The 21,066-nt window shown below is 65.9% G+C and carries 15 protein-coding genes; 4 read left to right on the top strand and 11 right to left on the bottom strand.

Annotated features, from left to right (window positions below; all coding sequences use genetic code 11):
• Positions 1-23 precede the first annotated feature (23 nt).
• Positions 24-3,143: a transglycosylase domain-containing protein gene (locus HU751_RS14260; RefSeq protein WP_186732058.1), complete on the bottom strand. Its 3,120-nt coding sequence runs from the start codon at positions 3,141-3,143 to the stop codon at positions 24-26.
• Between the two features lie 425 nt (positions 3,144-3,568).
• Here HU751_RS14260 and HU751_RS14265 point away from each other — a divergent pair, with 425 nt between their 5' ends.
• Complete coding sequence (locus tag HU751_RS14265; RefSeq protein WP_186713053.1) at positions 3,569-4,987, top strand: amino acid permease; 1,419 nt, start codon at positions 3,569-3,571, stop codon at positions 4,985-4,987.
• A gap of 60 nt (positions 4,988-5,047) precedes the next feature.
• Here HU751_RS14265 and HU751_RS14270 read toward each other — a convergent pair whose 3' ends face one another.
• Positions 5,048-6,667, bottom strand: a complete 1,620-nt coding sequence (locus tag HU751_RS14270) for an FMN-binding glutamate synthase family protein (RefSeq protein ID WP_186732059.1) — start codon at positions 6,665-6,667, stop codon at positions 5,048-5,050.
• Between the two features lie 180 nt (positions 6,668-6,847).
• Here HU751_RS14270 and HU751_RS14275 point away from each other — a divergent pair, with 180 nt between their 5' ends.
• Positions 6,848-7,105 carry a type B 50S ribosomal protein L31 gene (locus HU751_RS14275; RefSeq protein ID WP_186732060.1) on the top strand — a complete coding sequence of 86 codons (258 nt, stop codon included), beginning with the start codon at positions 6,848-6,850 and terminating at the stop codon, positions 7,103-7,105.
• A gap of 8 nt (positions 7,106-7,113) precedes the next feature.
• Here HU751_RS14275 and HU751_RS14280 read toward each other — a convergent pair whose 3' ends face one another.
• Entirely contained in the window at positions 7,114-11,400 is a 4,287-nt protein-coding gene (locus tag HU751_RS14280) for a DEAD/DEAH box helicase (RefSeq protein WP_186732061.1), read from the bottom strand.
• Between the two features lie 175 nt (positions 11,401-11,575).
• Between HU751_RS14280 and HU751_RS14285 the strand changes: the two genes are divergently transcribed.
• The gene (locus tag HU751_RS14285; RefSeq protein ID WP_186732062.1) at positions 11,576-11,989 is read left to right on the top strand and encodes an NUDIX hydrolase; all 414 of its coding nucleotides are present in this window, start codon (positions 11,576-11,578) and stop codon (positions 11,987-11,989) included.
• Here HU751_RS14285 and metR read toward each other — a convergent pair.
• Positions 11,973-12,890 (bottom strand): transcriptional regulator MetR, encoded by a 918-nt coding sequence (gene metR / locus HU751_RS14290; RefSeq protein WP_186732063.1) that lies wholly within the window; start codon positions 12,888-12,890, stop codon positions 11,973-11,975. The two genes, HU751_RS14285 and metR, sit on opposite strands and share 17 nt — an antisense overlap.
• A gap of 197 nt (positions 12,891-13,087) precedes the next feature.
• Between metR and HU751_RS14295 the strand changes: the two genes are divergently transcribed.
• Positions 13,088-14,083, top strand: coding sequence for an alpha/beta fold hydrolase (locus HU751_RS14295; protein WP_186732064.1), 996 nt, complete (start codon positions 13,088-13,090; stop codon positions 14,081-14,083).
• A gap of 47 nt (positions 14,084-14,130) precedes the next feature.
• Here HU751_RS14295 and HU751_RS14300 read toward each other — a convergent pair whose 3' ends face one another.
• From HU751_RS14300 to HU751_RS14330, 7 genes are all read right to left on the bottom strand, one after another.
• Positions 14,131-14,466, bottom strand: a complete 336-nt coding sequence (locus HU751_RS14300; RefSeq protein ID WP_186732065.1) for a GlpM family protein — start codon at positions 14,464-14,466, stop codon at positions 14,131-14,133.
• A 27-nt stretch (positions 14,467-14,493) separates the two neighbouring features.
• Positions 14,494-15,822 (bottom strand): two-component response regulator AauR, encoded by a 1,329-nt coding sequence (gene aauR / locus HU751_RS14305; RefSeq protein ID WP_050704012.1) that lies wholly within the window; start codon positions 15,820-15,822, stop codon positions 14,494-14,496.
• Positions 15,819-17,723: a two-component sensor histidine kinase AauS gene (aauS, locus tag HU751_RS14310; RefSeq protein WP_050704013.1), complete on the bottom strand. Its 1,905-nt coding sequence runs from the start codon at positions 17,721-17,723 to the stop codon at positions 15,819-15,821. Before aauS ends, aauR begins: the two co-directional genes overlap by 4 nt.
• 68 nt (positions 17,724-17,791) lie before the next feature.
• Positions 17,792-18,526: an amino acid ABC transporter ATP-binding protein gene (locus HU751_RS14315; RefSeq protein WP_011532505.1), complete on the bottom strand. Its 735-nt coding sequence runs from the start codon at positions 18,524-18,526 to the stop codon at positions 17,792-17,794.
• Complete coding sequence (locus HU751_RS14320) at positions 18,523-19,194, bottom strand: amino acid ABC transporter permease (protein ID WP_011532506.1); 672 nt, start codon at positions 19,192-19,194, stop codon at positions 18,523-18,525. The genes HU751_RS14315 and HU751_RS14320 overlap by 4 nt, the downstream gene beginning before the upstream one ends.
• Positions 19,195-19,941, bottom strand: a complete 747-nt coding sequence (locus HU751_RS14325; RefSeq protein WP_023629014.1) for an amino acid ABC transporter permease — start codon at positions 19,939-19,941, stop codon at positions 19,195-19,197. It lies immediately after the preceding gene.
• A gap of 147 nt (positions 19,942-20,088) precedes the next feature.
• Positions 20,089-21,006, bottom strand: coding sequence for a glutamate/aspartate ABC transporter substrate-binding protein (locus tag HU751_RS14330; RefSeq protein WP_186732066.1), 918 nt, complete (start codon positions 21,004-21,006; stop codon positions 20,089-20,091).
• Between the last annotated feature and the right edge of the window lie 60 nt (positions 21,007-21,066).

The raw sequence follows: 21,066 nt of genomic DNA on the forward strand, positions 1-21,066 counted from the left end.
TTATCATCTAATTTCTTGATGGTTCAGGATTGGCCCGTCACCTGCGGCGCCTTGCAAGCGGTGGGGTTGCCCGGCTCCAGGTACGGCATGAGGATCGGCGCCATGCCCTTGAGCACCTGCACCGGCAGCGCGGAGGTGAACTTGAAGGCTTCTGCCGAGCGCCCCGGGACGAACGCGGTGAGGGTGCCGAAGTGGTTGTCGCCGAGGAAGAACACGAAGGTCGCAGTGCGGTTCAGCGAACGCGAGCCGATCAACCGGCCGCCGGCGCCGAAGCTTTCGATGCGGTTGTCGCCGGTGCCGGTCTTGCCGCCCATCACCAGCGGGGTGCCGTCGTGCAGCTTGAAGCTGCCGGAGATGCGCCGCGCGGTACCTGCATCGACCACCTGCGACATGGCACCCTTGAGCGCCCGGGCGACTTCCACCGGGAGGATCCGCTGGCCACGGTCGGGGTCGCTGATCAACTGGGTCTCGTAGGGGGTGTTCTGGGCGAAGTGCAGGGTGTCGATGCGCAGCGTGGGCAGGCGCACGCCGTCGTTCTGGATGATCCCGACCAGTTCGGACAGCGCGGCCGGACGGTCGCCGGAGCTGCCGATGGCGGTGGCCAGCGACGGTACCAGGTGGTCGAACGGGTAGCCGACGCGCTTCCAGCGCTGGTGGATGTCGGTGAACGCCTCGATCTCGACCATGGTGCGGATGCGGCTGTCGCGGGCGCCCTGGTGGCGGCTCTTGAACAGCCAGCTGTAGACCTCCTGGCGCTCGAAGCGGCTGGCGTTGAGGGCGTCCTTGAGCGAGGCGCCGGGGTTCTTCAGCAGGTAGCCGAGCAGCCACAGGTCCAGCGGGTGGACCTTGGCGATGTAGCCCTGGTCGGGCAGGTCGTACTTGCCCGGGCCGTAGGCTTCGTACATCTCTACCAGGCGGCCGTCGGTGAGCTTGGCCATGGCCTTCTTGTCTTCCTTGCTGTGGGCGCGGACGAAGGCGTTGAAGGTCTCCTGGCCGGCCTCGGGGAACAGGTAGCGGTGCACCGCGGCCAGGCGCTGCGGGGTCACGCGCATGCTGTCGAGGAAGGTGTCCAGGCGCTGCTGCGAGGTCTTGCGCTGGTACTTCTTCCAGAAACGCATGGTGTAGTTGGAGCCTTCGCGGTCGGCGAAGCGCGCCAGGTATTCCTGGCGGCGCGGGTCGCTGTCGTCCCTGAGCAGTGGTTCGCGGTTGAACGGCTGCTGGTAGGTGACGTAGCGCACGATGTCGCGCATCAGGCGGATGAACGGCAGGTTGATCGACTCGCGCAGGGCATCCTTGAGGGTCGGGTTGCGGTTGTTGTCTTCCTTGCGGAAGTTGTTGAACACATGCATGCCGCCACCGGTGAAGAAGGCCTCGCCGGTGTTGGCCGAGTACTTGCGCTCGAGCGCCGCGTCGAGCATGGCGTCCAGGCTCTGGTTCTTGCTGTTCTGCATCAGCCATTCCAGCGACCACTGGGTGAGGCGGTCGAGTTCGGCCACCGGGACCTTCTTCAGCTCGGCCGCCGGCTTGCCGGCGTACTTGCCGTGCAGCTCGGCGATGATTTCCAGGTAGGTGGTCAGCACCCGCAGCTTGGCGGTGGAGCCCAGTTCGAGCTTGCTGCCTTCGTTGATATCGAAGGGCTGGTTGGTGCTGTCGGTCTGCACCCGCACCCGCGAGCCGTCGGCGGTGCGTTCGAACAGGGTGAAGCTGTAGCTCACCTGGTCGGTGGTCTTGGCGGTGAGCAGACGTTCGCCGATCAGGCCGATCTGCGCGGCGAACTCCGGGTCGGCGAGGTTCTTCAGGTACTGGCTGACCTGCACCTGCAGGTCGGCCTGCAGGGTGCTGGTGGCCGACAGGTCGAGGCGGTCGAGGTCATACAGCGGCCGATTGAGCATGGCCGCCAGGCGATTGCGGGCCAGGCTGATGCCTTTGTTGGTGATGATCGGCACGATGGTCGGTTGGGCCACCCAATCGCGGTACACCGCCTTGCTGGCCAGGGCGGCGTCGGCCAGGGGGCGCTCGATGATGCCGTTGGCCGCCAGCACGCGGATGTGCGAGTCGGTGAGCTCGGCCAGCTCGATGCGGCCCTTGGACAGGTAGTGCGAAGGGCGGCGCTGGGCGATCATCAGCGACAGCACCTGACGCAGGGCCAGGCCGCGCTCGGCCATGCTCTTTTCGTCGCTGGCGGTGGAGGTGAGGGCCTGGTTGACCTGGTCGAAGTCGGCGCCGTACCACACCCGCAGGCCTTCGGCCATGCCGTGCACCTCGCCGTGGCCGGGTACCGCCGACAGCGGCACGCTGTTGAGGTAGTCGCGCACGATGCGTTCGCGGGCCTCGGTGGTGTCCGGGCCGCCCTGGTAGGCGCGCACGCTGGCGGAAATCATCTGGCGGATCTTCTCGGCGCCCGAGACGGTCAGCCCGTCGGGTGAATGCCGGTACTTCTCCAGCTGGGTGGCCAGGGTGCTGCCGCCGGCCGACTGCCCGGGCAGGGCCAGGTACTTGGCTACCTGGCTGTAGGCGGCCTTGGCGAAACGCGGCCAGTCCACCGCCGGGTTGTTCTGCGGGTCTTTCGGGTCGAGCAGGTCGCGGTTCTCGATGAACAGCAGGCTGTTGACCATCACCGGCGGGATCGCCGCGAAGTTCGGGTACAGGTGCTGCGGGTAGTTGTACTGGTAGAGCATGTCGCCGCGGCAGTCGGTGATCGACAGGCCGGCCTGGATCTTCTCCACGTAGGGCACGAACAGGCCGTGATCGACGTAGTTCATCAGCGCCGGGGAGAAGCGCACCTGCTGGTTGATCAGGTAGTCGCGCTTGAGCAGTCGCGGCAGGAACTCGCCCAGGGCGCTGTAGCCCAGGCGTCTGTCGAAGGGGCCCTCGCCGGGGTAGACGATGGCGTCGCTCGGGCCGGGCTCCAGGGCGTAGGTGAGGGTGCCGGCCAGGCGGCTGAACTCGCGCGATTGCAGGCGTGAGGTCTGGAACTCGTCGTAGGCTGCCAGGCCCACCGCGACCAGGCCTATCAGCAGGATGAGCAGGATCAGGCGCCACCACAGGCGGCGCTGACGTGGGGTCTTGGGCAAGGGGGCTTCAGCCTGAGGTGCTTTGGGTGCTTCCGTTCCGGTTGGTTCCGATTGCCACAGTGCGCCCATAGTCTTAAGTCCGGCCAAGTGTTTTCGCGTTACTTGTCTGAAGCTTAGACGCTGGCCCAGTTTGGTGAAAAATTTGTAAGAAGCTTCGAGCAATCGCGTATGAACATGCGCCTTTGGTGCGACTTCCATTCTTCGGCAATGTTGTTAATGTAGCTGCCCCATTCCTGTGCATGGGCGGAGCGAGGCCAGAATGCCCCTCCGGTGAAGGGCTTTTTGCCGAGAATTCTCGCCAAATATCCCGCTGTATATAGTGAAAAGCCCTGCAAGTGGCTTCCTATACTGCTCGCCCCCTTCGACCCGCCGGCGCCCCGCGCCCGGTGGACAGGCCCGCCCACAAGGCGGCCTGGCGAGACGACGCCCCGCCTATCGGCGCGGCCGGTGCTGCACGAAGGTTAAATCCAATAACAAAATGAGGTTGTATTGCTATGCCAGTCGGCAACCATCCTGCCCCCGACGAGTCCGTCCAGGGCGGCCCGCTCAAGCGCGAGCTGGGCGAACGGCACATCCGTCTGATGGCCCTTGGCGCCTGTATCGGCGTCGGCCTGTTCCTGGGTTCGGCCAAGGCCATCGAAATGGCTGGCCCCGCCATCATGCTCTCCTACATCATCGGTGGCCTGGCCATCCTGGTGATCATGCGCGCCCTCGGCGAGATGGCCGTGCACAACCCGGTGGCAGGCTCCTTCAGCCGCTACGCACAAGACTACCTAGGCCCCCTGGCGGGCTTCCTCACCGGCTGGAACTACTGGTTCCTGTGGCTGGTGACCTGTGTCGCCGAGATCACCGCGGTGGCCATCTACATGGGCATCTGGTTCCCTGACGTGCCACGCTGGATCTGGGCGTTGATGGCCCTGGGCAGCATGGGCGCGATCAACCTGATCGCGGTCAAGGCGTTCGGCGAGTTCGAGTTCTGGTTCGCCCTGATCAAGATCGTCACCATCATCGCCATGGTGCTCGGCGGCATTGGCATCATTGCCTTCGGCTTCGGTAACGATGGCGTGGCCATGGGTATTTCCAACCTGTGGAGCAACGGTGGCTTCATGCCCAATGGCGTGACCGGCGTGCTGATGTCGCTGCAGATGGTGATGTTCGCCTACCTGGGCGTGGAAATGATCGGCCTGACCGCCGGCGAAGCGCGCAACCCGCAGAAGACCATCCCCCAGGCCATCGGTTCGGTGTTCTGGCGCATCCTGCTGTTCTACGTGGGCGCGCTGTTCGTGATCCTGTCGATCTACCCGTGGAACGAGATCGGCAGCCAGGGCAGCCCGTTCGTGATGACCTTCGAGCGCCTCGGCATCAAGACCGCCGCCGGCATCATCAATTTCGTGGTGATCACCGCCGCGCTGTCGTCGTGCAACGGCGGTATCTTCAGCACCGGGCGTATGCTCTACAGCCTGGCGCAGAACGGCCAGGCCCCGGCCACCTTCGCCCGCACTTCGAAGAACGGCGTACCGCGCAACGCGCTGCTGCTGTCGATCGCCGCGCTGCTGCTGGGCGTGCTGGCCAACTACCTGGTGCCGGAAAAGGTGTTCGTCTGGGTGACCTCGATCGCCACCTTCGGCGCGATCTGGACCTGGGTGATGATCCTGCTGGCGCAGCTCAAGTTCCGCGCCGGGCTGAGCACCGCCGAGCGCAACGCGCTGAAGTACCGCATGTGGCTGTGGCCGCTGAGCTCGTACCTGGCGTTGGCGTTCCTGGTACTGGTGGTGGGGCTGATGGCGTACTTCCCGGATACCCGCGTGGCCCTGTATATCGGCCCGGCGTTCCTGGTGCTGCTGACGGCGCTGTACTACACCTTCCGCCTGGCGCCGAAAGAGGCCCAAGGCGTGGCGAGTACCGCCTCCTGATGAACAAAGCCCCGGCCAGTGCCGGGGCTTTGTTTTTGTATGGCCCTCATCGCGGGGCGATCAGGCCGCCACCTCGCTATGCGGCTCGAAGCTGTCGGCCCGGGCCAACTGCCACATCCGCGAATAGAACTGCCCATTGACCTCGCCGGTCAGCAACTCGCCCGGCTTGAGGAAGACGTGCATCTGCGAGAACAGCTTGATCTCGGTGGCCGAGATCCGCCGCACCAGGTGCTTGGCCTCCAGTTGCGCCGGATGCTCCAGGCCCGCCGCAGCGAGCATTTCGGCCAGGGCGCGCAGGGTGTTGTGGTGGAAGTTGAGCACCCGCTGGGCCTTGTCCGGCACCACCAGCGCACGCTGGCGCAGGGCGTCCTGGGTGGCCACGCCGGTCGGGCACTTGTTGGTGTGGCAGCTCTGCGACTGAATGCAGCCAATGGCGAACATGAAGCCGCGCGCCGAGTTGGCCCAGTCGGCGCCGATGGCCAGCACGCTGGCGATGTCGAAGGCGCTGACGATCTTGCCGCTGGCGCCGAGCTTGATCTTGTCGCGCAGGTTCAGGCCGACCAAGGTGTTGTGCACGAACAGCAGGCCCTCGCGCAGCGGCACGCCGATATGGTCGGTGAACTCCACCGGGGCGGCGCCGGTGCCGCCTTCCTTGCCATCGACGACGATGAAGTCGGGCAGGATGCCGGTTTCCAGCATGGCCTTGGCGATGCCCATGAATTCCCACGGGTGACCCAGGCAGAACTTGAAGCCCACCGGCTTGCCGCCGGACAGTTCACGCAGCTGGGCGATGAACTGCATCATCTCGATCGGGGTCGAGAAGGCGCTGTGGCGTGATGGCGAGATACAGTCCTCACCCATCATGACGCCACGGGTCTCGGCGATTTCCCGGGTCACCTTGTGCTTGGGCAGGATGCCGCCATGGCCGGGCTTGGCACCCTGGCTCATCTTGATCTCGATCATTCGCACCTGCGGGTTCTGCGCCTGGGCGGCGAAGCGCTCGGGGTCGAAGCGGCCGTCCGCGGTGCGGCAGCCGAAGTAGCCGCTGCCCAGTTCCCAGACCAGGTCGCCGCCGTGTTCGCGGTGGTAGGGGCTGATGCTGCCTTCGCCGGTGTCGTGGTGGAAATTGCCCAGCTTGGCACCCTGGTTGAGGGCCCGGATGGCGTTGGCGCTGAGTGAGCCGAAGCTCATGGCCGAGATGTTGAAGATCGATGCTGAGTACGGCTGGGTGCACTGCGGGCCGCCGACGCTGACGCGAAAGCTGGCCGGGTCGGCCAGTGGCGCCGGGCGCATGGAGTGGCCGATGAACTCGAAGCCCGACTCGTAGACGTCGATCAAGGTGCCGAAGGGTTTGTCCGAGGCTTCGTTCTTGGCCCGGGCGTAGACCAGCGAGCGCTGGGCGCGGGAGAAGGGCAGGGCGTCGCTGTCGGATTCCAGCAGGTACTGGCGGATCTCCGGGCGGATGCCCTCGACCAGGTAACGGATGTTGCCCAGGATCGGGTAGTTGCGACGGACCGCGTGGCGTTGCTGGAGCAGGTCGAACACGCCGATCAGGCTGAGCACCCCGGTGGTCAGGGTGAACGGCCACAACCAGTCGTGGGCGAGGAACGGCAGGCTGGCGAGAGTGAACAGCACGCAGGCGGCGAAGAAGGCGTAACGGCTGAGGAGTGACAGGCTCATACGGTGTCCTTGCGAATGGCTCGGTCAGGCTCAGGGGCCTGGGGCAAAGCCCGACCATAGCCCGGTTGGGCGCCGCTATGCCAGCGTGGGGCGGACGAGAAAAATGAAAATTGGGGTATCGAAAATCATTCGCGATAAGATATGTTATAAAGTAACTATAACTCACACGAGATTGCCCCCATGAAAGCTGGTATCCACCCCGCCTATCGTCCCGTGCTGTTCCACGACACTGCCGCCGATGTGTTCTTTCTGATCGGCTCGACGGTCGAAACTGATCGCACCTTGGTGCACAGCGATGGGCAGACCTATCCGTATGTGGCGCTGGATGTGTCCAGTGCCTCGCATCCGGTGTACACCGGGCAGCAACGCAAGACCACGGTCGAAGGGCGGGTGGCCGGGTTCAACAAGCGCTTCGCCGGTTTCCAGGCCAAGCGTTGATCGTGTAGTCAAATGGACGGAGTGTCGCGCAACAGATGCTGGCGCCATTGCGTCTGTTCGGTGGCTGTCGAGTCGACAAGAAACTGGTACTTGCCCGCCACGCGGGTGGCTACCGCGACACCCTCCCGGTACAGCACGCGGTTACCCGCCACCGCCGGTACCTTGGCCCCAGGCAACAAGGTACCCACCAGGTTCAACGGATCGCAGCCGCTGACCACCACCAGCTCGCCTTGCGGTGAGCGCCTGCGTACCTGGCGCAACAGCCCCACGGCTTCGGGCAAGGCGAACTGCTCACCCGCCAGCCCGGCGATAAAGCGCCCGCCACGGATTTCGCCACGGGCCTCGAGGCGGTGGTAGCAGCGCAACAGGTCGCGCCATGGCGGCAGCGCATCGCTCTCGCGCTCCAGCAGGCGCCAGCAGACGACGCCATAGCGGCGCAGCAGGCTGCGGGCCACATGTTCCAGGCGCAGGTTGGCGTCCACGGCAATGCTCGAACGGCGCAACAGCGCCCAGCGTCCGGCGTGGACCATGCTGCTCGACAGCGCGGGATGGCCGCGGCGGCTGTTACGTGAAGTGCGCTTGGCCGCCGGCGTGATCAGGCTGCGCAGGCCGCTGAAACCATCGGCGCTGGCCAGGCCCGAACCGACCAGTTCCTGCAGGGCTGCCTCCAGCTCGCTGGGTAGCAGATGAGCTTCGTGGGCCAGTTCATCGAAGAACAAGGCGCCTTGTTCCTGCAACGTCTGCAACACCCGTCGTGCGCGTGCGCCCAGTTGTTCGAGGTCGGCTGTGGGCGCCAGGCTGCGCCATAGCCCCAGGTGTTCGCGGGGCAGCAGCACCAGCGGCGTGCTGGCCAGGGTGCTGGCTGACAGCGTGGACGCCAGCCGGCTCCAGGCCCACTGGCCGCTGCGACAGGCATCGTCCAGCCAGTGCGGGCTGTAGTCCTTGATCCGTGCCGGCAGCAGGTCGCTTTCCCAGGCGCCGGCGGCGGCGGGGAAGCCTTGCAGCTGGGCGAGCACTTCGCCCAGCGCTTGCGGCCCGCGCAGGCGGGTTTCGCCGCCCAGGTGCTGCCAGTCGAACAGAAAGCGCAGGAAGTCCTGCAGGCTGACCGGCTCGATTTCCTGGCGCAGGCGCTTGACCGTGTAGCGGTGGATGCGCGCCAGCAGGTGCCGCTCGCACCACTGCAGGCCAGTCTGGCCTGGGCTGAAGTGGCCACGCATCACATAGCCCTCGCCTTCCAGGCGGGCCAGGGCCTTTTCGGCATTACCCGGCGCCTGTGCAAGCGGGTTGACGATCTCGGTCAGGGTCAATGGACCGAAGCCACTGAGCCGGGCGCGCAGCAACTCGATCAGGGCCGTGTCGAGGTCGGGCGGATCGGTGAAACCTGGCAACACCGCAACGTCCGGGTGCGGGCGGGCGTCGGGATACAGGATCAGCATCGCCTGCAGGCGCTCGCGGGCGAACCACAGGCGTCGCTCCCCGGCATCCAGATGACAGGCGCGACCGGCCTTGGCCAGTTGCGCCAGCAGTTGCGGCCAGCCGGGATTGCCCTCGACTTCAGGTTGGGTAATGGCGCCCAGGCTCATCAGCGCCTCATGCATTTCGTCGGCATTGTTCGCCTGTGGCCAGGCCTCGGCCTGCACCGCGGCGATGGCGTCGCCGTCCAGCGCACCCAGGTCGTCGGCGCTGTGCACGTCGTTCCAGCGTCGGTTGAGCACGGCCTGGGTACGCCGCTCTTCAAGCGGTGCGTCGTCGAGGAAGGTGTAGGGCCGGGCGTTTAGGATGGCCGAAGCCAGCGGCGAAGGGGCCGGCAGGTCGCGACTGAGCAGGCGTACCTCGCCGTTCTCCATGCGCCGCAGCAACGCCAGCCAGCCCTCGCTGTCCATGGCCTCGTGCAGGCAGTCGTCGAGGGTCTGTTGCACCAGCGGGTGGTCGGGGATCTGTCGCTCGCCGACGATATTCTCCAGGCAGGCGATCTGGTCGGGGAACACGGCGGCCACCAGGTCCTCGCTCTTCATCCGCTGGATCTGCGGCGCCACCTTGCGTCCGCCCACATAGCGCGGCAAGGCCAACGCCACCGCCGCGTTCCAGCGCCAGCGCACGCCGAACAGCGGCGCATCGAGCAGGGCCTGGACCAGAATCGGCTCTGCGCTGCGGCTGTGCAGGTAGCGCCATACTTCGTCCAGCGCGAAGCTGTGGCTGGTGGACAGCGACAGCACGATGGCGTCCTCGCTGGCCGCCGCCTGCAGTTCGAAATTGAACGCGCGGCAGAAGCGCTTGCGCAGGGCCAGGCCCCAGGCCCGGTTGATCCGGCTGCCGTAGGGGGAATGAATGATCAGCTGGGTGCCGCCGGACTCGTCGAAGAAACGTTCCATCACCAGCGTCTGCTGCGAGGGCAGGGCGCCCAGTACCTGCCAGGTGCGGCCCAGGTAGTCGAGCAGCTGCTCGGCGCAGCCTTCATCCAGGGCGTAGGTCGTTTGCAGCCAGGCGTGAACCTGCTGGCCATCGCCGGCCTGCAATTGCTGGTCGATCCGCTGTTGGAGGCGGGCCACCGCGGCGGACAGCTCGTCACTGCGCCCCGGTGCCTCGCCCAGCCAGAACGGGATGGTCGGCGGCAGGCCGTGGGCGTCCTCGACCCGTACAAGTCCCGGTTCGACCCGCAGGATGCGATAGGAGGCATTGCCCAGCTGGAATATATCGCCGGCGATGCTCTCCACCGCGAAGTCTTCATTGACGCTGCCGATGTTCAGCGCCTGGGGCTCGAGCAGCACCGCATAGTCGGCGGTCTCGGGGATGGTGCCGCCGCTGGTCAGGGCGGTCAGCTGGCTGCCGCGGCGCCCACGCAGGGTGTGGTTCACCGCATCCCGGTGCAGGTAGGCGCTGCGGATGCCCTGGCGACCGTTGAAGCCTTCGGCGAGCATGCGCAGCAAGGCCTGGTAGTGGCTTTCGTCGAGTTGGCCATAGGGACTGGCCCGGCGCAGCAGGTCGAACAGCGCCCGCTCGTCCCAGGGCTGGTTGCTGACTTCGGCAACGATCTGCTGGGCCAGCACATCCAGTGGCGCCGCCGGGATATGCAGTTCGTCCAGCTCGCCCTGGCGCACGCAGTCGAGCAGGGCGACACATTCGATCAAATCGTCCCTCGAGGTGGGGAACAGGCGCCCCTTGGGCACGCCGTCGACCTGGTGGCCGGAGCGCCCGACCCGTTGCAGCAAGGCGGCGATCGAGCCCGGCGAGGCGATCTGGCAGACCAGGTCGACCTCACCGATATCGATGCCCAGCTCCAGCGAGGCGGTGGCCACCAGCATCTGCAGTTCGCCGCCCTTGAGACGCTGCTCGGCGGCCAGGCGATGCTCCTTGGCCAGGCTGCCGTGGTGCGCAGCCACGGCGTGGTTGCCCAGGCGCTCGCCGAGGTGGCGGGTCAGGCGCTCGGCCAGGCGCCGGGTGTTGACGAACACCAGGGTAGTGCGGTGCTCGCGGGCAAGGCTGGCGAGGCGGTCGTAGACCAGCTCCCAGACATCCGTGGCCATCACCGCGCCCAGCGGCACGGGCGGCACTTCCAGGGCCAGGTCGCGATGGCGGACATGGCCGATATCGACGATGGCGCAGGGGCGCTCCTGCCCGACCAGGAACCGCGCCACCCGCTCCACCGGGCGCTGGGTGGCGGACAGGCCGATACGTCGCAGCGGCCGGCCAGCCAGGGCCTGCAGACGCTCCAGGGTCAGCGCCAGGTGGCAGCCGCGCTTGTTGCCGGCCAGCGCGTGGATTTCGTCGACGATCACCGTGTGCACACTGGCCAGCCCCTCGCGGCCCGAGGCCGAGCCCATCAGCACGTAGAGCGATTCCGGCGTGGTCACCAGGATATGCGGCGCCAGCTTGCGCATGGCGGCGCGTTCCTTCTGCGGGGTGTCGCCGGTGCGCACGGCGGTGGTGATGCGCGGGGCCTTCAAGCCAAGCTGTTCGATCTGCCGGCCGATACCTTCGAGCGGCACGTCGAGGTTCAGGCGGATGTCGTTGGACAGCGCCTTGAGCGGCGAGACGTAGACGACCTGGGTCTGCGCCGGCAGTTCGCCGTCGTGCGCCAGGCCCTCGCGGAACAACTCGTCGAGCACGGCGAGGAAGGCGCTGAGGGTCTTGCCCGAGCCGGTCGGCGCGGCCAGCAACATCGACTGGCCACCGTGAATCAACGGCCAAGCGTCGGCCTGGGCCTCGGTGACCGTGGCGAAACGCTGGCGGAACCAGGTGGCGACGGCGGGGTGGAACAGGCCGAGCACCGGGTGTTGGTGGGCAGGGAGGTTCATGGGTTGGTTATGGCGGGTTGCCGGTGGATTGGCAAGGGGCCGTTCGTCCGGGAAGCCTATCGCGGGGCGAGCCCGCTCCCACGCGTATTCGGCAGGGCTGTCGTGGGAGCGGGCTTGCCCCGCGATAGGCTCTGGTCAGGTATCCTGCGCCCCTTCATCCGCCTGTGAGTCCACCATGTCCAACACCATCCGCATCGCCGCCGCCCTGCTCATCGACGCGCAAGGCCGCACCCTGCTGGTACGCAAGCGCGGTACCCAGGCGTTCATGCAGCCCGGCGGCAAGATCGATGCGGGCGAGTCGCCGGCCCAGGCGCTGGTGCGTGAGCTGCACGAGGAGCTGGGCCTGCGCGTCGATCCGGCCCAGGCCATTCACTTGGGCCGTTTCAGCGCCCCGGCCGCCAACGAACCGGGCTTCGAAGTGCAGGCCGAGTTGTTTCGCGTCCAATGCACCGCGATGGTAAGCCCGGCGGCGGAAATCGAAGAGGTGACCTGGCTGTCCGCCGACCAGGCGACGGACCTGGATCTGGCCCCCCTGACTCGCGACCTGATCCTGCCGCTGTGGCGCGAAGGCCTCAACGCACCGCGCTGACCCCGTCCAGGGTGGCGAACGAGGTGTCCTTGGCGGTCAGCAGGAAGTCGCGCATGTACGGCGCATCGAGCATGTCGGTGCGCACCGCGGCATAGAGCGTGGCGAACAGCCCTTTCTCGCCCAGGCGCTTGCCCTTCACGTAGCCCCGCGAGCTGTACTCGTGCAGCGCCCAGTGCGGCATGCCGCACACGCCGCGGCCGCTGGCCACCAGTTGCATCATCATCACCGTCAGCTCTGACGTTCGCACCGCGGCCGGCTCGATGTCGGCCGGCTCCAGGAAGCGGGTGAAGATGTCCAGGCGGTCGCGTTCCACCGGGTAGGTGATCAGGGTCTGGTCGAGCAGGTCCTGGGGCACGATGAACGGCTTGGCGGCCAGCGGGTGCTGGTTGGCCACGGCGAGCATGGCCTCGTAGGTAAACAGCGGCACGTAGGTGATGCCGGCCAGGTCCACCGGGTCGGAGGTCACCACCAGGTCCAGGTCGCCACGGGCCAGGGCCGGCAGCGGGGCGAAGGCGAAGCCCGAGGCCAGGTCCAGCTCCACCTCCGGCCAGGCGTCGCGGAACTGGTCGATGGTCGGCATCAGCCACTGGAAGCAGCTGTGGCACTCGATGGCCATGTGCAGGCGTCCGGCGGTGCCGCCGGCCAGGCGGGCGATGTCGCGCTCGGCGCCGCGCAGCAGCGGCAGGGTGGCGTCGGCCAGTTGCAGCAGGCGCAGGCCGGCACTGGTGAAGCGGATGGGCTTGGTCTTGCGCACGAACAGCGGCAGGCCCAGGCGTTCCTCCAGCTCCTTGAACTGGTGCGACAGCGCCGACTGGGTCAGGTGCAGGCGCTCGGCGGCCTCCACCAGGCTGTCGGCTTCGCGTAGGGCATGAAGGGTTTTCAGGTGGCGGATTTCCAGCACGACGGCTCCGTGAGCATTCTTTGAGCTAAAACGAGGTTTCGTTGAGTTTCCCTCATGTTGCCATGTGCTGTCGATAACAGGATGCACACGACCGCTCGGCAAGGTTCACGAAACTGTCACGGTTTTGTGGCAGCGCGCCCGAACGGATTTCATCAGACTCGCGCTCTACTGGGGATCTGCATTCTGGTGTTTCTTTCATGCGGGCTTTATTACTTTTCTTCTTGCTGCTGGTCAGCGTGCCGGCGAGCTTCGCCGAGGGCCGCTGCGACGTCCATGTGCCGGTGCAACGGGCCGAGCTCGGTGAGCTGAGCCTGGTCTACCAGAGTGTCGGCGCGCCCCGTGATCCGGCGCTGTTGCTGGTCATGGGCCTGGGCGGGCAGCTTATCCACTGGCCGGACGATGTGGTCGAGGCCCTGTGCCGCCAAGGTTTTCGGGTGATCCGCTACGACAACCGCGATGTCGGCCTGTCGCGCTGGAACCAGCTGCCGGCCTCGGCCAACCTGACCGTCGAACTGCTGCGCTACAAGCTGGGCCTGCCGGTGTCGGCGCCCTATACCCTCACCGACATGGCCGGTGACGGCCTGGGCCTGATGGATGCCTTGGGGATCCGCCAGTTCCATGTGCTGGGGGTGAGCATGGGCGGCATGATCGCCCAGCATCTGGCGGCCATGGCCCCGGAGCGGGTAAGCAGCCTGACCCTGGTGATGTCCAGTTCGGGGGCCGCCGGCCTGCCGGCGCCGGATCCGGCGCTGGTGCAGTTGCTGGCGCGGCGCAGCGCGCCGAGCCGCGAAGTGGCCATCGAACAGCAGGCCGACCTGCTGGCGGCGTTGGGCAGCCCGGAGGTGCGGGACGACCGTGCCGTGTTGCTGGCACAAGCCGCCGTGGCTTATGACCGGGCGTTCAATCCGGAAGGGGTCAAGCGCCAGATCATGGCGATCCTTGCCGAACCCAGTCGGGTCGCGTTGCTCAACCAGCTGCGGGTGCCGACACTGGTGGTGCACGGCACCGCCGATCCGTTGCTGCCGGTGATGCACGGGGTGCATCTGGCGGCGCATATCCAGGGCAGCCAGTTGCGCTTGATTCCGGGACTGGCGCATCGTTTCCAGGAGCCGTTCAAGGCGCCGTTGCTGGGGGCGGTCCTACCCTACCTGCAGGCGCATCGGCAGGATGTCACGCATATCGCCCGGCTCTAGAGCCTATCGCGGGGCAAGCCCGCTCCCACGATAGCCCCGCGGTACGCTCAGTGCATTCTTACCCAGAGGCTCACCAGCATCGTCGCCGCCGCCAGCCAGGCCACCGTGGCCAGGGCTAGCGACGCCTCCAGGCGCAGGCGGTCGACCAGCACGTACAAGGTCGCCAAGTACACGAAGTACGGAATGATCGACCACATCCCGAACAGGATGGTGGTCTTCAGGTCTTCCAGCGATCGCCCCTTGCCGACGATGTAGTGGGCGATCAGGGCAAAGGTGGGAAACAGCGGCACCAGGCCGGCAATGTAGTAGTTGCGGGTCTTCGACAGGATTGCCAGGAGCACCACCACGCCGGCGCCCAGGGCCGCTTTGAATACCAGGTCCACGTTGAACTTCCAGGGTCAGGTTGCCGATCAGCCGAGGCCGTACTTCTTCACTTTGTCGAACAGCGTGGTCTTGGCCATGCCCAGCTCCTGGCTGGCCTGGCTCAGGTTGCCGCCGGTGCGCTGCAGGGCGTCGCTGAGCAGGTTGCGTTCGAACGCTTCGACCGCCTCGGCAAAGCCCAGGCCCTGGCTGGCGCCGCCGCTGGGACCCTTCTTGAACGCGGGCAGGCCCAGGGCATGGCGCTCGGCGACGTTGCGCAGCTCGCGCACGTTGCCCGGCCAATCGTGGGCCATCAGCCGCGACAGGGTCTGGCTGTCCAGCTCCGGCGCCTCGCGGTCGAAGCGCAGCGCCGATTGCTGCAGGAAGTGCTCGAACAGTTGCAGGATGTCTTCGCGGCGCTCGCGCAGCGGCGGCAGCTCCAGGGTGACCACGTTGAGCCGGTAGTACAGGTCGCTGCGGAACTGGCCGCTCTGGCCGAGCGTGGCAAGGTCGGACTTGGTCGCGGCGATCACCCGGCAGTCCACCGGGATGCTCTGGTTCGAGCCCAGGCGTTCCAGGGTGCGCTCCTGCAGCACGCGCAGCAGCTTGATCTGCAGGTTGATCGGCATGCTCTCGACCTCGTCGAGGAACAGCGTGCCGCCATTGGCATGTTCGATCTTGCCGATGCGCCGCTTGCCGGCGCCGGTGAAAGCGTTGGCCTCGTGGCCGAAGATTTCGCTTTCGAACAGGTTCTCCGGCAGGCCACCGCAGTTCAGCGCCACGAATGGCTGGCCCTGGCGCCGGCTGAAGTCGTGCAGGCAACGGGCGACCAGCTCCTTGCCGGTACCGGTCTCGCCCTCGATCAGTACGTTGGCCGAGGTGTCGGCGACGTTGGCGATCAGTTCGCGCAACTGCTCCATGGCCGGCGAACGGCCGATGATGCGCCCTTCCAGGCTGCTCTGCTCGGCCAGTTGGCGGCGCAGGGCGAATACCTCGCGAGACAGGCCGCGCTGTTCCAGGGCGCGGCGCACCACCTCGACCAGGCGCTCGGGCGAGAAGGGCTTCTCCATGAAGTCATAGGCGCCGTTGCGCATGGCGCCGACCGCCATGTCGATGTCGCCGTGGCCGGTGATCAGCACCACCGGCAGGCTGCGGTCGCGGGCCTTGAGGCGGTTGAGCAGTTCCAGGCCATCGATGCCCGGCAGGCGGATATCGCTGACGACGATACCGGCAAAGTCGTCGCCGATGCGCTCCAGGGCCTGTTCGGCGCTGCCGACGCCTTCGCAGGCGATGTCTTCCAGGGCCAGCGCCTGCTGGCAGCCGAGCAGCACGTGCGGGTCGTCTTCGACGATCAGGACGGTGAGAGGGGCTTGTTTCATAGAGGCTCAGCCAATTCGCTAGGGGGCGTGACCAGGGGCAGGGCAAGCACGAACGCGGTGCCGCCACCGGCGGGATGTTCGACGCTCAGTGTACCCTTGGCAGCGGTGGCCAGGCTCGCCGACAGGGTCAGGCCCAGGCCCAGGCCATGCTCGCCCGGTTTGGTGGTGAAGAAGGGTTCGAACAGGTGCTTGCGTGCCTCGGCATCGATGCCGTGGCCGTTGTCGAGCACCCGCAGGCGGTACTTGTCGCCCTGGACTTCGCCTTCCAGCCAAAGTTGCGGCAGGGGTTGGGTGGCCATGGCGTCGAGGGCGTTGCCGATCAGGTTGACCAGGATCTGTTCCAGGCGGGTCTGGTCGATGGCCAGCAGCTGGTCGTCGAACTGTCGGTGCAGTTGCAGATGACAGGCGCTGATGCGGTTGGCCAGCACCTGCAAGGTGGCCTCCACGGCCTTCTCCAACGAGGCCTGGCCACTGTCGTCGCCACGTCGGGCGAACGAGCGCAGGCTGGCGGTGATGCGGCCCATGCGGTCGATCAGGTCGTTCATGGTGCGCAGGTTGGCGCTGGCGGTTTCCAGCGCGCCGCGCTCGAGGAAGCGCACGGTGTTGCCGGACAGGGTGCGCAGGGCCGCCAGCGGCTGGTTCAGTTCGTGGGCGATGCTGGTGGACATCTGCCCGATGGCTGCCAGCTTGCCGGCCTGGACCAGTTCATCCTGGGCGTGGCGCAGGGTCTGCTCGGCGTGGCGGCGCTCGCGGATCTGGCCCTTTAGCCGTTCGTTGCTGGCGCGCAGGTCGGCGGTGCGCTCGGTGATCTTGCGCTCCAGCTGGCTGTTGGCTTCTTCCAGTGCCTCGCGGGCGGCCAGGCGGGTGGCGATCACCTTGCGCCGCTCGTTCCAGGCGATGGCCAGGATCGCCAGCAGGGCGAAGGCCACGCCCACCAGGATGCCCTGCATCATCGATTCGCGGCGCAGGTCCTGCAGCGGGGTGAGCAGGGTGAAATGCCAGGGGGTGTCGACCAGGCGGCGGGTCTGGGCCAGGTAGGACACCTCGCGCTGCTTGCCCTGGTCGGTCTCGCTGTTGGCCGGGAAGGTCAGCTTCTCCACGCCGTCGGCCAGGGTTTCGCGGGCCAGCGGTTGCAGTTCGTTGAGCGGCCACCAGTAGTACTGCAGGCTGCGCGCCAGGCGTTCCTTGATCTGCGGCGTCAACGGGCGTACCGATTTCAGGCGCCGGGCCGGGTCGCTGGAGAGGATGATGATGCCGTTCTCATCACTGACGAAGGCCTCCAGGCGGGCGCGCTGCCAGCGCTCCTCGAGGGTGTCCAGGCGCACCTTGATCACCGCCACGCCGATGATCTTGCCGTGTTCCTCCAGCCCGTGGGCCAGGTAGTAGCCGGCCTCGCCGGTGGTGCTGCCGATGCCGTAGAAGCGTCCCGGCTCGCCGCGCACGGCGACCTGGAAGTAGGCGCGGAACGCCAGGTCCTCGCCGAGGAAGGAGTCGGCGTCGCGCCAGTTGCTGGTGGCCTGGACCCGGCCGTTGGTGTCGAGGACGAAGATGGCCCGGCTGCGGCTGCGCCGGTTCAGGCCTTCGAGGTATTCGTTGACGGTCTGGCGATCACCGGCCTCGGGGTCGGTGAGCAGGCGCGAGACGCTGTCTTCCAGCTCCAGCAGGCTGGGCAGGTAGGTGTACTTGCTGATTTCGCTTTCGACGGTGCGGGCGTGCAGCTCCAGCTGGCGTTCGCCATTCTCGCTGAGGGTGCGGATGCCGTTGCTCTCGCTGATCAGGAAGGCGGCGAAGCCCAGCCCGACCATCAGCAGGATGACCAGGGGCGGGACGAGCAGTTGGCGGATCAGACGGGATTTCACGGCGGGCTGGGCAGGGCGAAGGAGCGAAGGATCGCATTTCATCACAGTGGCCTTGTCACGACCAGCATCCGCTGCCCGGCAGGTGGCCGGGCAGCGTCACTGTAGCCGACTCAGTGTTGCAGGATCTTGCTCAGGAAGTGCTGGGTGCGCTCGTGGCGGGCGTTCGGGTTGCCGAAGAAATCTTCCTTCTGGCAGTCCTCGATGATGTTGCCCTTGTCCATGAAGATCACCCGGTTGGCGACCTTGCGCGCAAAGCCCATCTCGTGGGTCACGCACATCATGGTCATGCCTTCGTGGGCCAGCTCGACCATCACGTCCAGTACTTCGTTGACCATTTCCGGATCCAGCGCCGAGGTCGGTTCGTCGAACAGCATGACGATCGGGTCCATCGACAGGGCGCGGGCGATCGCCACGCGCTGCTGCTGGCCGCCGGACAGCTGGCCGGGGTGCTTCTTGGCATGGGCGCCGAGGCCCACGCGGTCAAGCAGGGCCAGGCCCTTCTTGGTGGCTTCCGCCTCGCTGCGGCCGAGCACCTTGCGCTGGGCGATGGTCAGGTTCTCGGTGATCGACAGGTGCGGGAACAGCTCGAAGTGCTGGAACACCATGCCGACCCGCGAACGCAGCTTGGGCAGGTTGGTCTTCGGGTCGGCGATGGAGGTGCCGTCGACCACGATGTCGCCCTTCTGGAACGGCTCCAGCGCGTTGACGCACTTGATCAGGGTGGACTTGCCCGAGCCGGAAGGACCGCACACGACCACCACTTCACCCTTCTTGACCTCGGTGCTGCAGTCGGTCAGTACCTGGAAGTCCCCGTACCACTTGTTGACGTTCTTGATGGAAATCATACGGTGATCCTTTTTTGCAGGCGCTTGACCAGCCAGGAAGCGGAGAAGCTGATGAGGAAGTAGACGACACCGGCAAAGATCAGGAACTCATGGGAGCGTCCGATGATGTCGCCATTGGAGCGGGCCGAGTTGAGGAAGTCGATCAGGCCGACGGTGTAGACCAGCGAGGTGTCCTGGAACAGGATGATGCTCTGTTGCAGCAGCAGCGGGGTCATCTTGCGAAACGCCTGGGGCAGGATGATCAGGCGCATGCACTGGCCGTAGCTCATGCCCAGCGCCTGCGCGGCGCCCATCTGGCCCTTGGAGATCGACTGCACGCCGGCGCGGACGATTTCGCAGAAGTAGGCCGCCTCGAACATCATGAAGGCCACGACGCAGGAGGTGAACGCGCCCACCGGGGTGTCTTCGCCGGTGATCCAGCGCAGCACGAACGGCACCGCCAGGTAGAACCAGGTGATCACCAGCAGCAGCGGGATGGAGCGGAAGTAGTTGACGTAGGTGCCGGCGATATTGGCCAGCAGCTTGTTCGACGACAGGCGCATCAGGGCCAGGATGGTACCCAGGGCAATGCCGCCGACCACGCCCATGACCATCAGTTGCAGGGTCAGGACCATGCCGTCCCAGAGGGCGGGCAGGGCCGGGATGATTTCACTGAAATCCATGTCCATTTACTTGCCTCCCACGGAAATCAGGCCCGGTACCGCGACTTTCTTCTCGACCATGCGCATGAGCAGCATCAGGCCCATGTTCAGGGTGAAGTAGATCAGGGTGGCCAGGGTGAATGCTTCGAACAGGTTCGCGGAGAACTCGGCGGTTTGCTTGGTCTGTGCCAGCAGCTCCATCAGGCCGATCAGCGAGGCCACCGAGGAGTTCTTGAACACGTTCAAGAATTCCGAGGTGAGCGGCGGAATGATGATCCGGTAGGCCTGGGGCAGCAGCACGTTCATGTAGATCTGCGGCAGGCTGAAGCCCATCGCGCGCCCGGCCGACTCCTGGCCGCGGGGCAGCGCCTGGATGCCGGTGCGCACCTGCTCGCAGACACGGGCGGCGGTGAACAGGCCGAGGCAGATGACCACGCTGATCAGCGCCGAGGTGGTCGGGTTGAGGTCTTGCTTGAACCACTCCTGCAGGCCTTCGGGCAGCAGGTCCGGTACCAGGAAGTACCAGATGAACAGCTGCACCAGCAGCGGCACGTTGCGGAACAGCTCGACATAGGCGGTGGCAATCCCTGACACCAGACGATTGGGTACGGTACGCATCACGCCGAGCAGCGAGCCCAGCAGCAAGGCGATGATCCAGGCGGAGATGGCGATGGCGATGGTCCAGCCCAGGCCGGTGACGTACCAGTCCAGATAGGTTTCGCTGCCCACGCCGGTGGACTTGAAGAACACGCCCCAGTCCCAGTTGTAATTCATCGGGATTTCCCCTCAGACGGTTGTTTCACGGGCACCTCGATACATCCGGGGGCGTTCGACGCCCTCGGATGTAAAGGTTAGACACTAACTAAGTGGCCTGTTGGATGGATTCGCGCGGATGCGCTTCAGGCCACTATTTGCCGGAGGTCAGGACTTCTTCTCGTCCGCCGCCTTGTCGGTCGGCTCGGCGATCAGCTTCTTCAGCTCGTCGCTCATCGGGAACTGCAGGTTCAGGCCCTTTGGCGGAATCGGCTGCTGGAACCACTTGTCGTAGCTCTTGTTGACGTCACCCGACTTGAAGTAGGCAACGATGGCCTCGTCGACCGCTTTCTTGAAGGCCGGGTCGTCCTTGCGCACCATGCAGCCGTAGATTTCGTACGACTGTGGCGTGCCGGTGATGACCCAGTCAGTCGGCTTCTTGGCCTTGGCCATTTCACCGGCCAGCAGGGCGTCGTCCATCATGAAGGCCACGGCGCGGCCGCTTTCGAGCATGTTGAAGGCTTCACCGTGGTCCTTGGCGGAGATCACGTTCATCTTCATCTGCTTGTCGGCGTTCATCGCCTTGAGGATGCGCTCGGAGGTGGTGCCGGCGGTGGTCACCACGTTCTTGCCGGCCAGGTCGGCAAAGTCTTTATAGGAGGGCTGGCCATCCTTGACCTTGGTCAGCAGGCGGGTGCCGACTTCGAAGATGCCCACCGAGAAGCCGACCTGCTGCTGGCGCTCGACGTTGTTGGTGGTGGAGCCGCACTCAAGGTCGACGGTGCCGTTCTGCACCAGCGGGATGCGGGTCTGCGAGGTGACCAGGTTGTACTTGACCTTGATGTCGGTGCCCAGTTGCTTCTTCAGGGCTTCGACGACGGCCAGCTGGATGTCGTGGGAGTAGCCCACTGGTTCCGGTTTGCCGGCCAGATAGGAGAACGGGATGGAGGAGTCGCGGTGGCCCAGGGTGATGGTGCCGGAGTCCTTGATCTTCTTGAGAGTGCCAGTCAGCTCTTCGGCCATGACGGGCGATGCGATGACAGCGGCCGCGATGGCGGCGCCCAGCAATTGACGAACGATGCGCATCAAATTTTCCTCGACGTGTTTGTTTTTTTTATGGAGCCGTTGGCGGACTCTTTCGTTCAA

This window comes from Pseudomonas peradeniyensis, assembly GCF_014268935.2.
In the GTDB taxonomy this organism is placed as follows: domain Bacteria; phylum Pseudomonadota; class Gammaproteobacteria; order Pseudomonadales; family Pseudomonadaceae; genus Aquipseudomonas; species Aquipseudomonas peradeniyensis.

Coding starts and splice junctions, on each gene's coding strand:
- HU751_RS14260 (WP_186732058.1), bottom strand. CDS start 3,143: ATGGGCGCACTGTGGCAATCGGAACCAACCGGAACGGAAGCACCCAAA.
- HU751_RS14265 (WP_186713053.1), top strand. CDS start 3,569: ATGCCAGTCGGCAACCATCCTGCCCCCGACGAGTCCGTCCAGGGCGGC.
- HU751_RS14270 (WP_186732059.1), bottom strand. CDS start 6,667: ATGAGCCTGTCACTCCTCAGCCGTTACGCCTTCTTCGCCGCCTGCGTG.
- HU751_RS14275 (WP_186732060.1), top strand. CDS start 6,848: ATGAAAGCTGGTATCCACCCCGCCTATCGTCCCGTGCTGTTCCACGAC.
- HU751_RS14280 (WP_186732061.1), bottom strand. CDS start 11,400: ATGAACCTCCCTGCCCACCAACACCCGGTGCTCGGCCTGTTCCACCCC.
- HU751_RS14285 (WP_186732062.1), top strand. CDS start 11,576: ATGTCCAACACCATCCGCATCGCCGCCGCCCTGCTCATCGACGCGCAA.
- HU751_RS14295 (WP_186732064.1), top strand. CDS start 13,088: ATGCGGGCTTTATTACTTTTCTTCTTGCTGCTGGTCAGCGTGCCGGCG.
- aauR (WP_050704012.1), bottom strand. CDS start 15,822: ATGAAACAAGCCCCTCTCACCGTCCTGATCGTCGAAGACGACCCGCAC.
- aauS (WP_050704013.1), bottom strand. CDS start 17,723: ATGAAATGCGATCCTTCGCTCCTTCGCCCTGCCCAGCCCGCCGTGAAA.
- HU751_RS14315 (WP_011532505.1), bottom strand. CDS start 18,526: ATGATTTCCATCAAGAACGTCAACAAGTGGTACGGGGACTTCCAGGTA.
- HU751_RS14320 (WP_011532506.1), bottom strand. CDS start 19,194: ATGGACATGGATTTCAGTGAAATCATCCCGGCCCTGCCCGCCCTCTGG.
- HU751_RS14325 (WP_023629014.1), bottom strand. CDS start 19,941: ATGAATTACAACTGGGACTGGGGCGTGTTCTTCAAGTCCACCGGCGTG.
- HU751_RS14330 (WP_186732066.1), bottom strand. CDS start 21,006: ATGCGCATCGTTCGTCAATTGCTGGGCGCCGCCATCGCGGCCGCTGTC.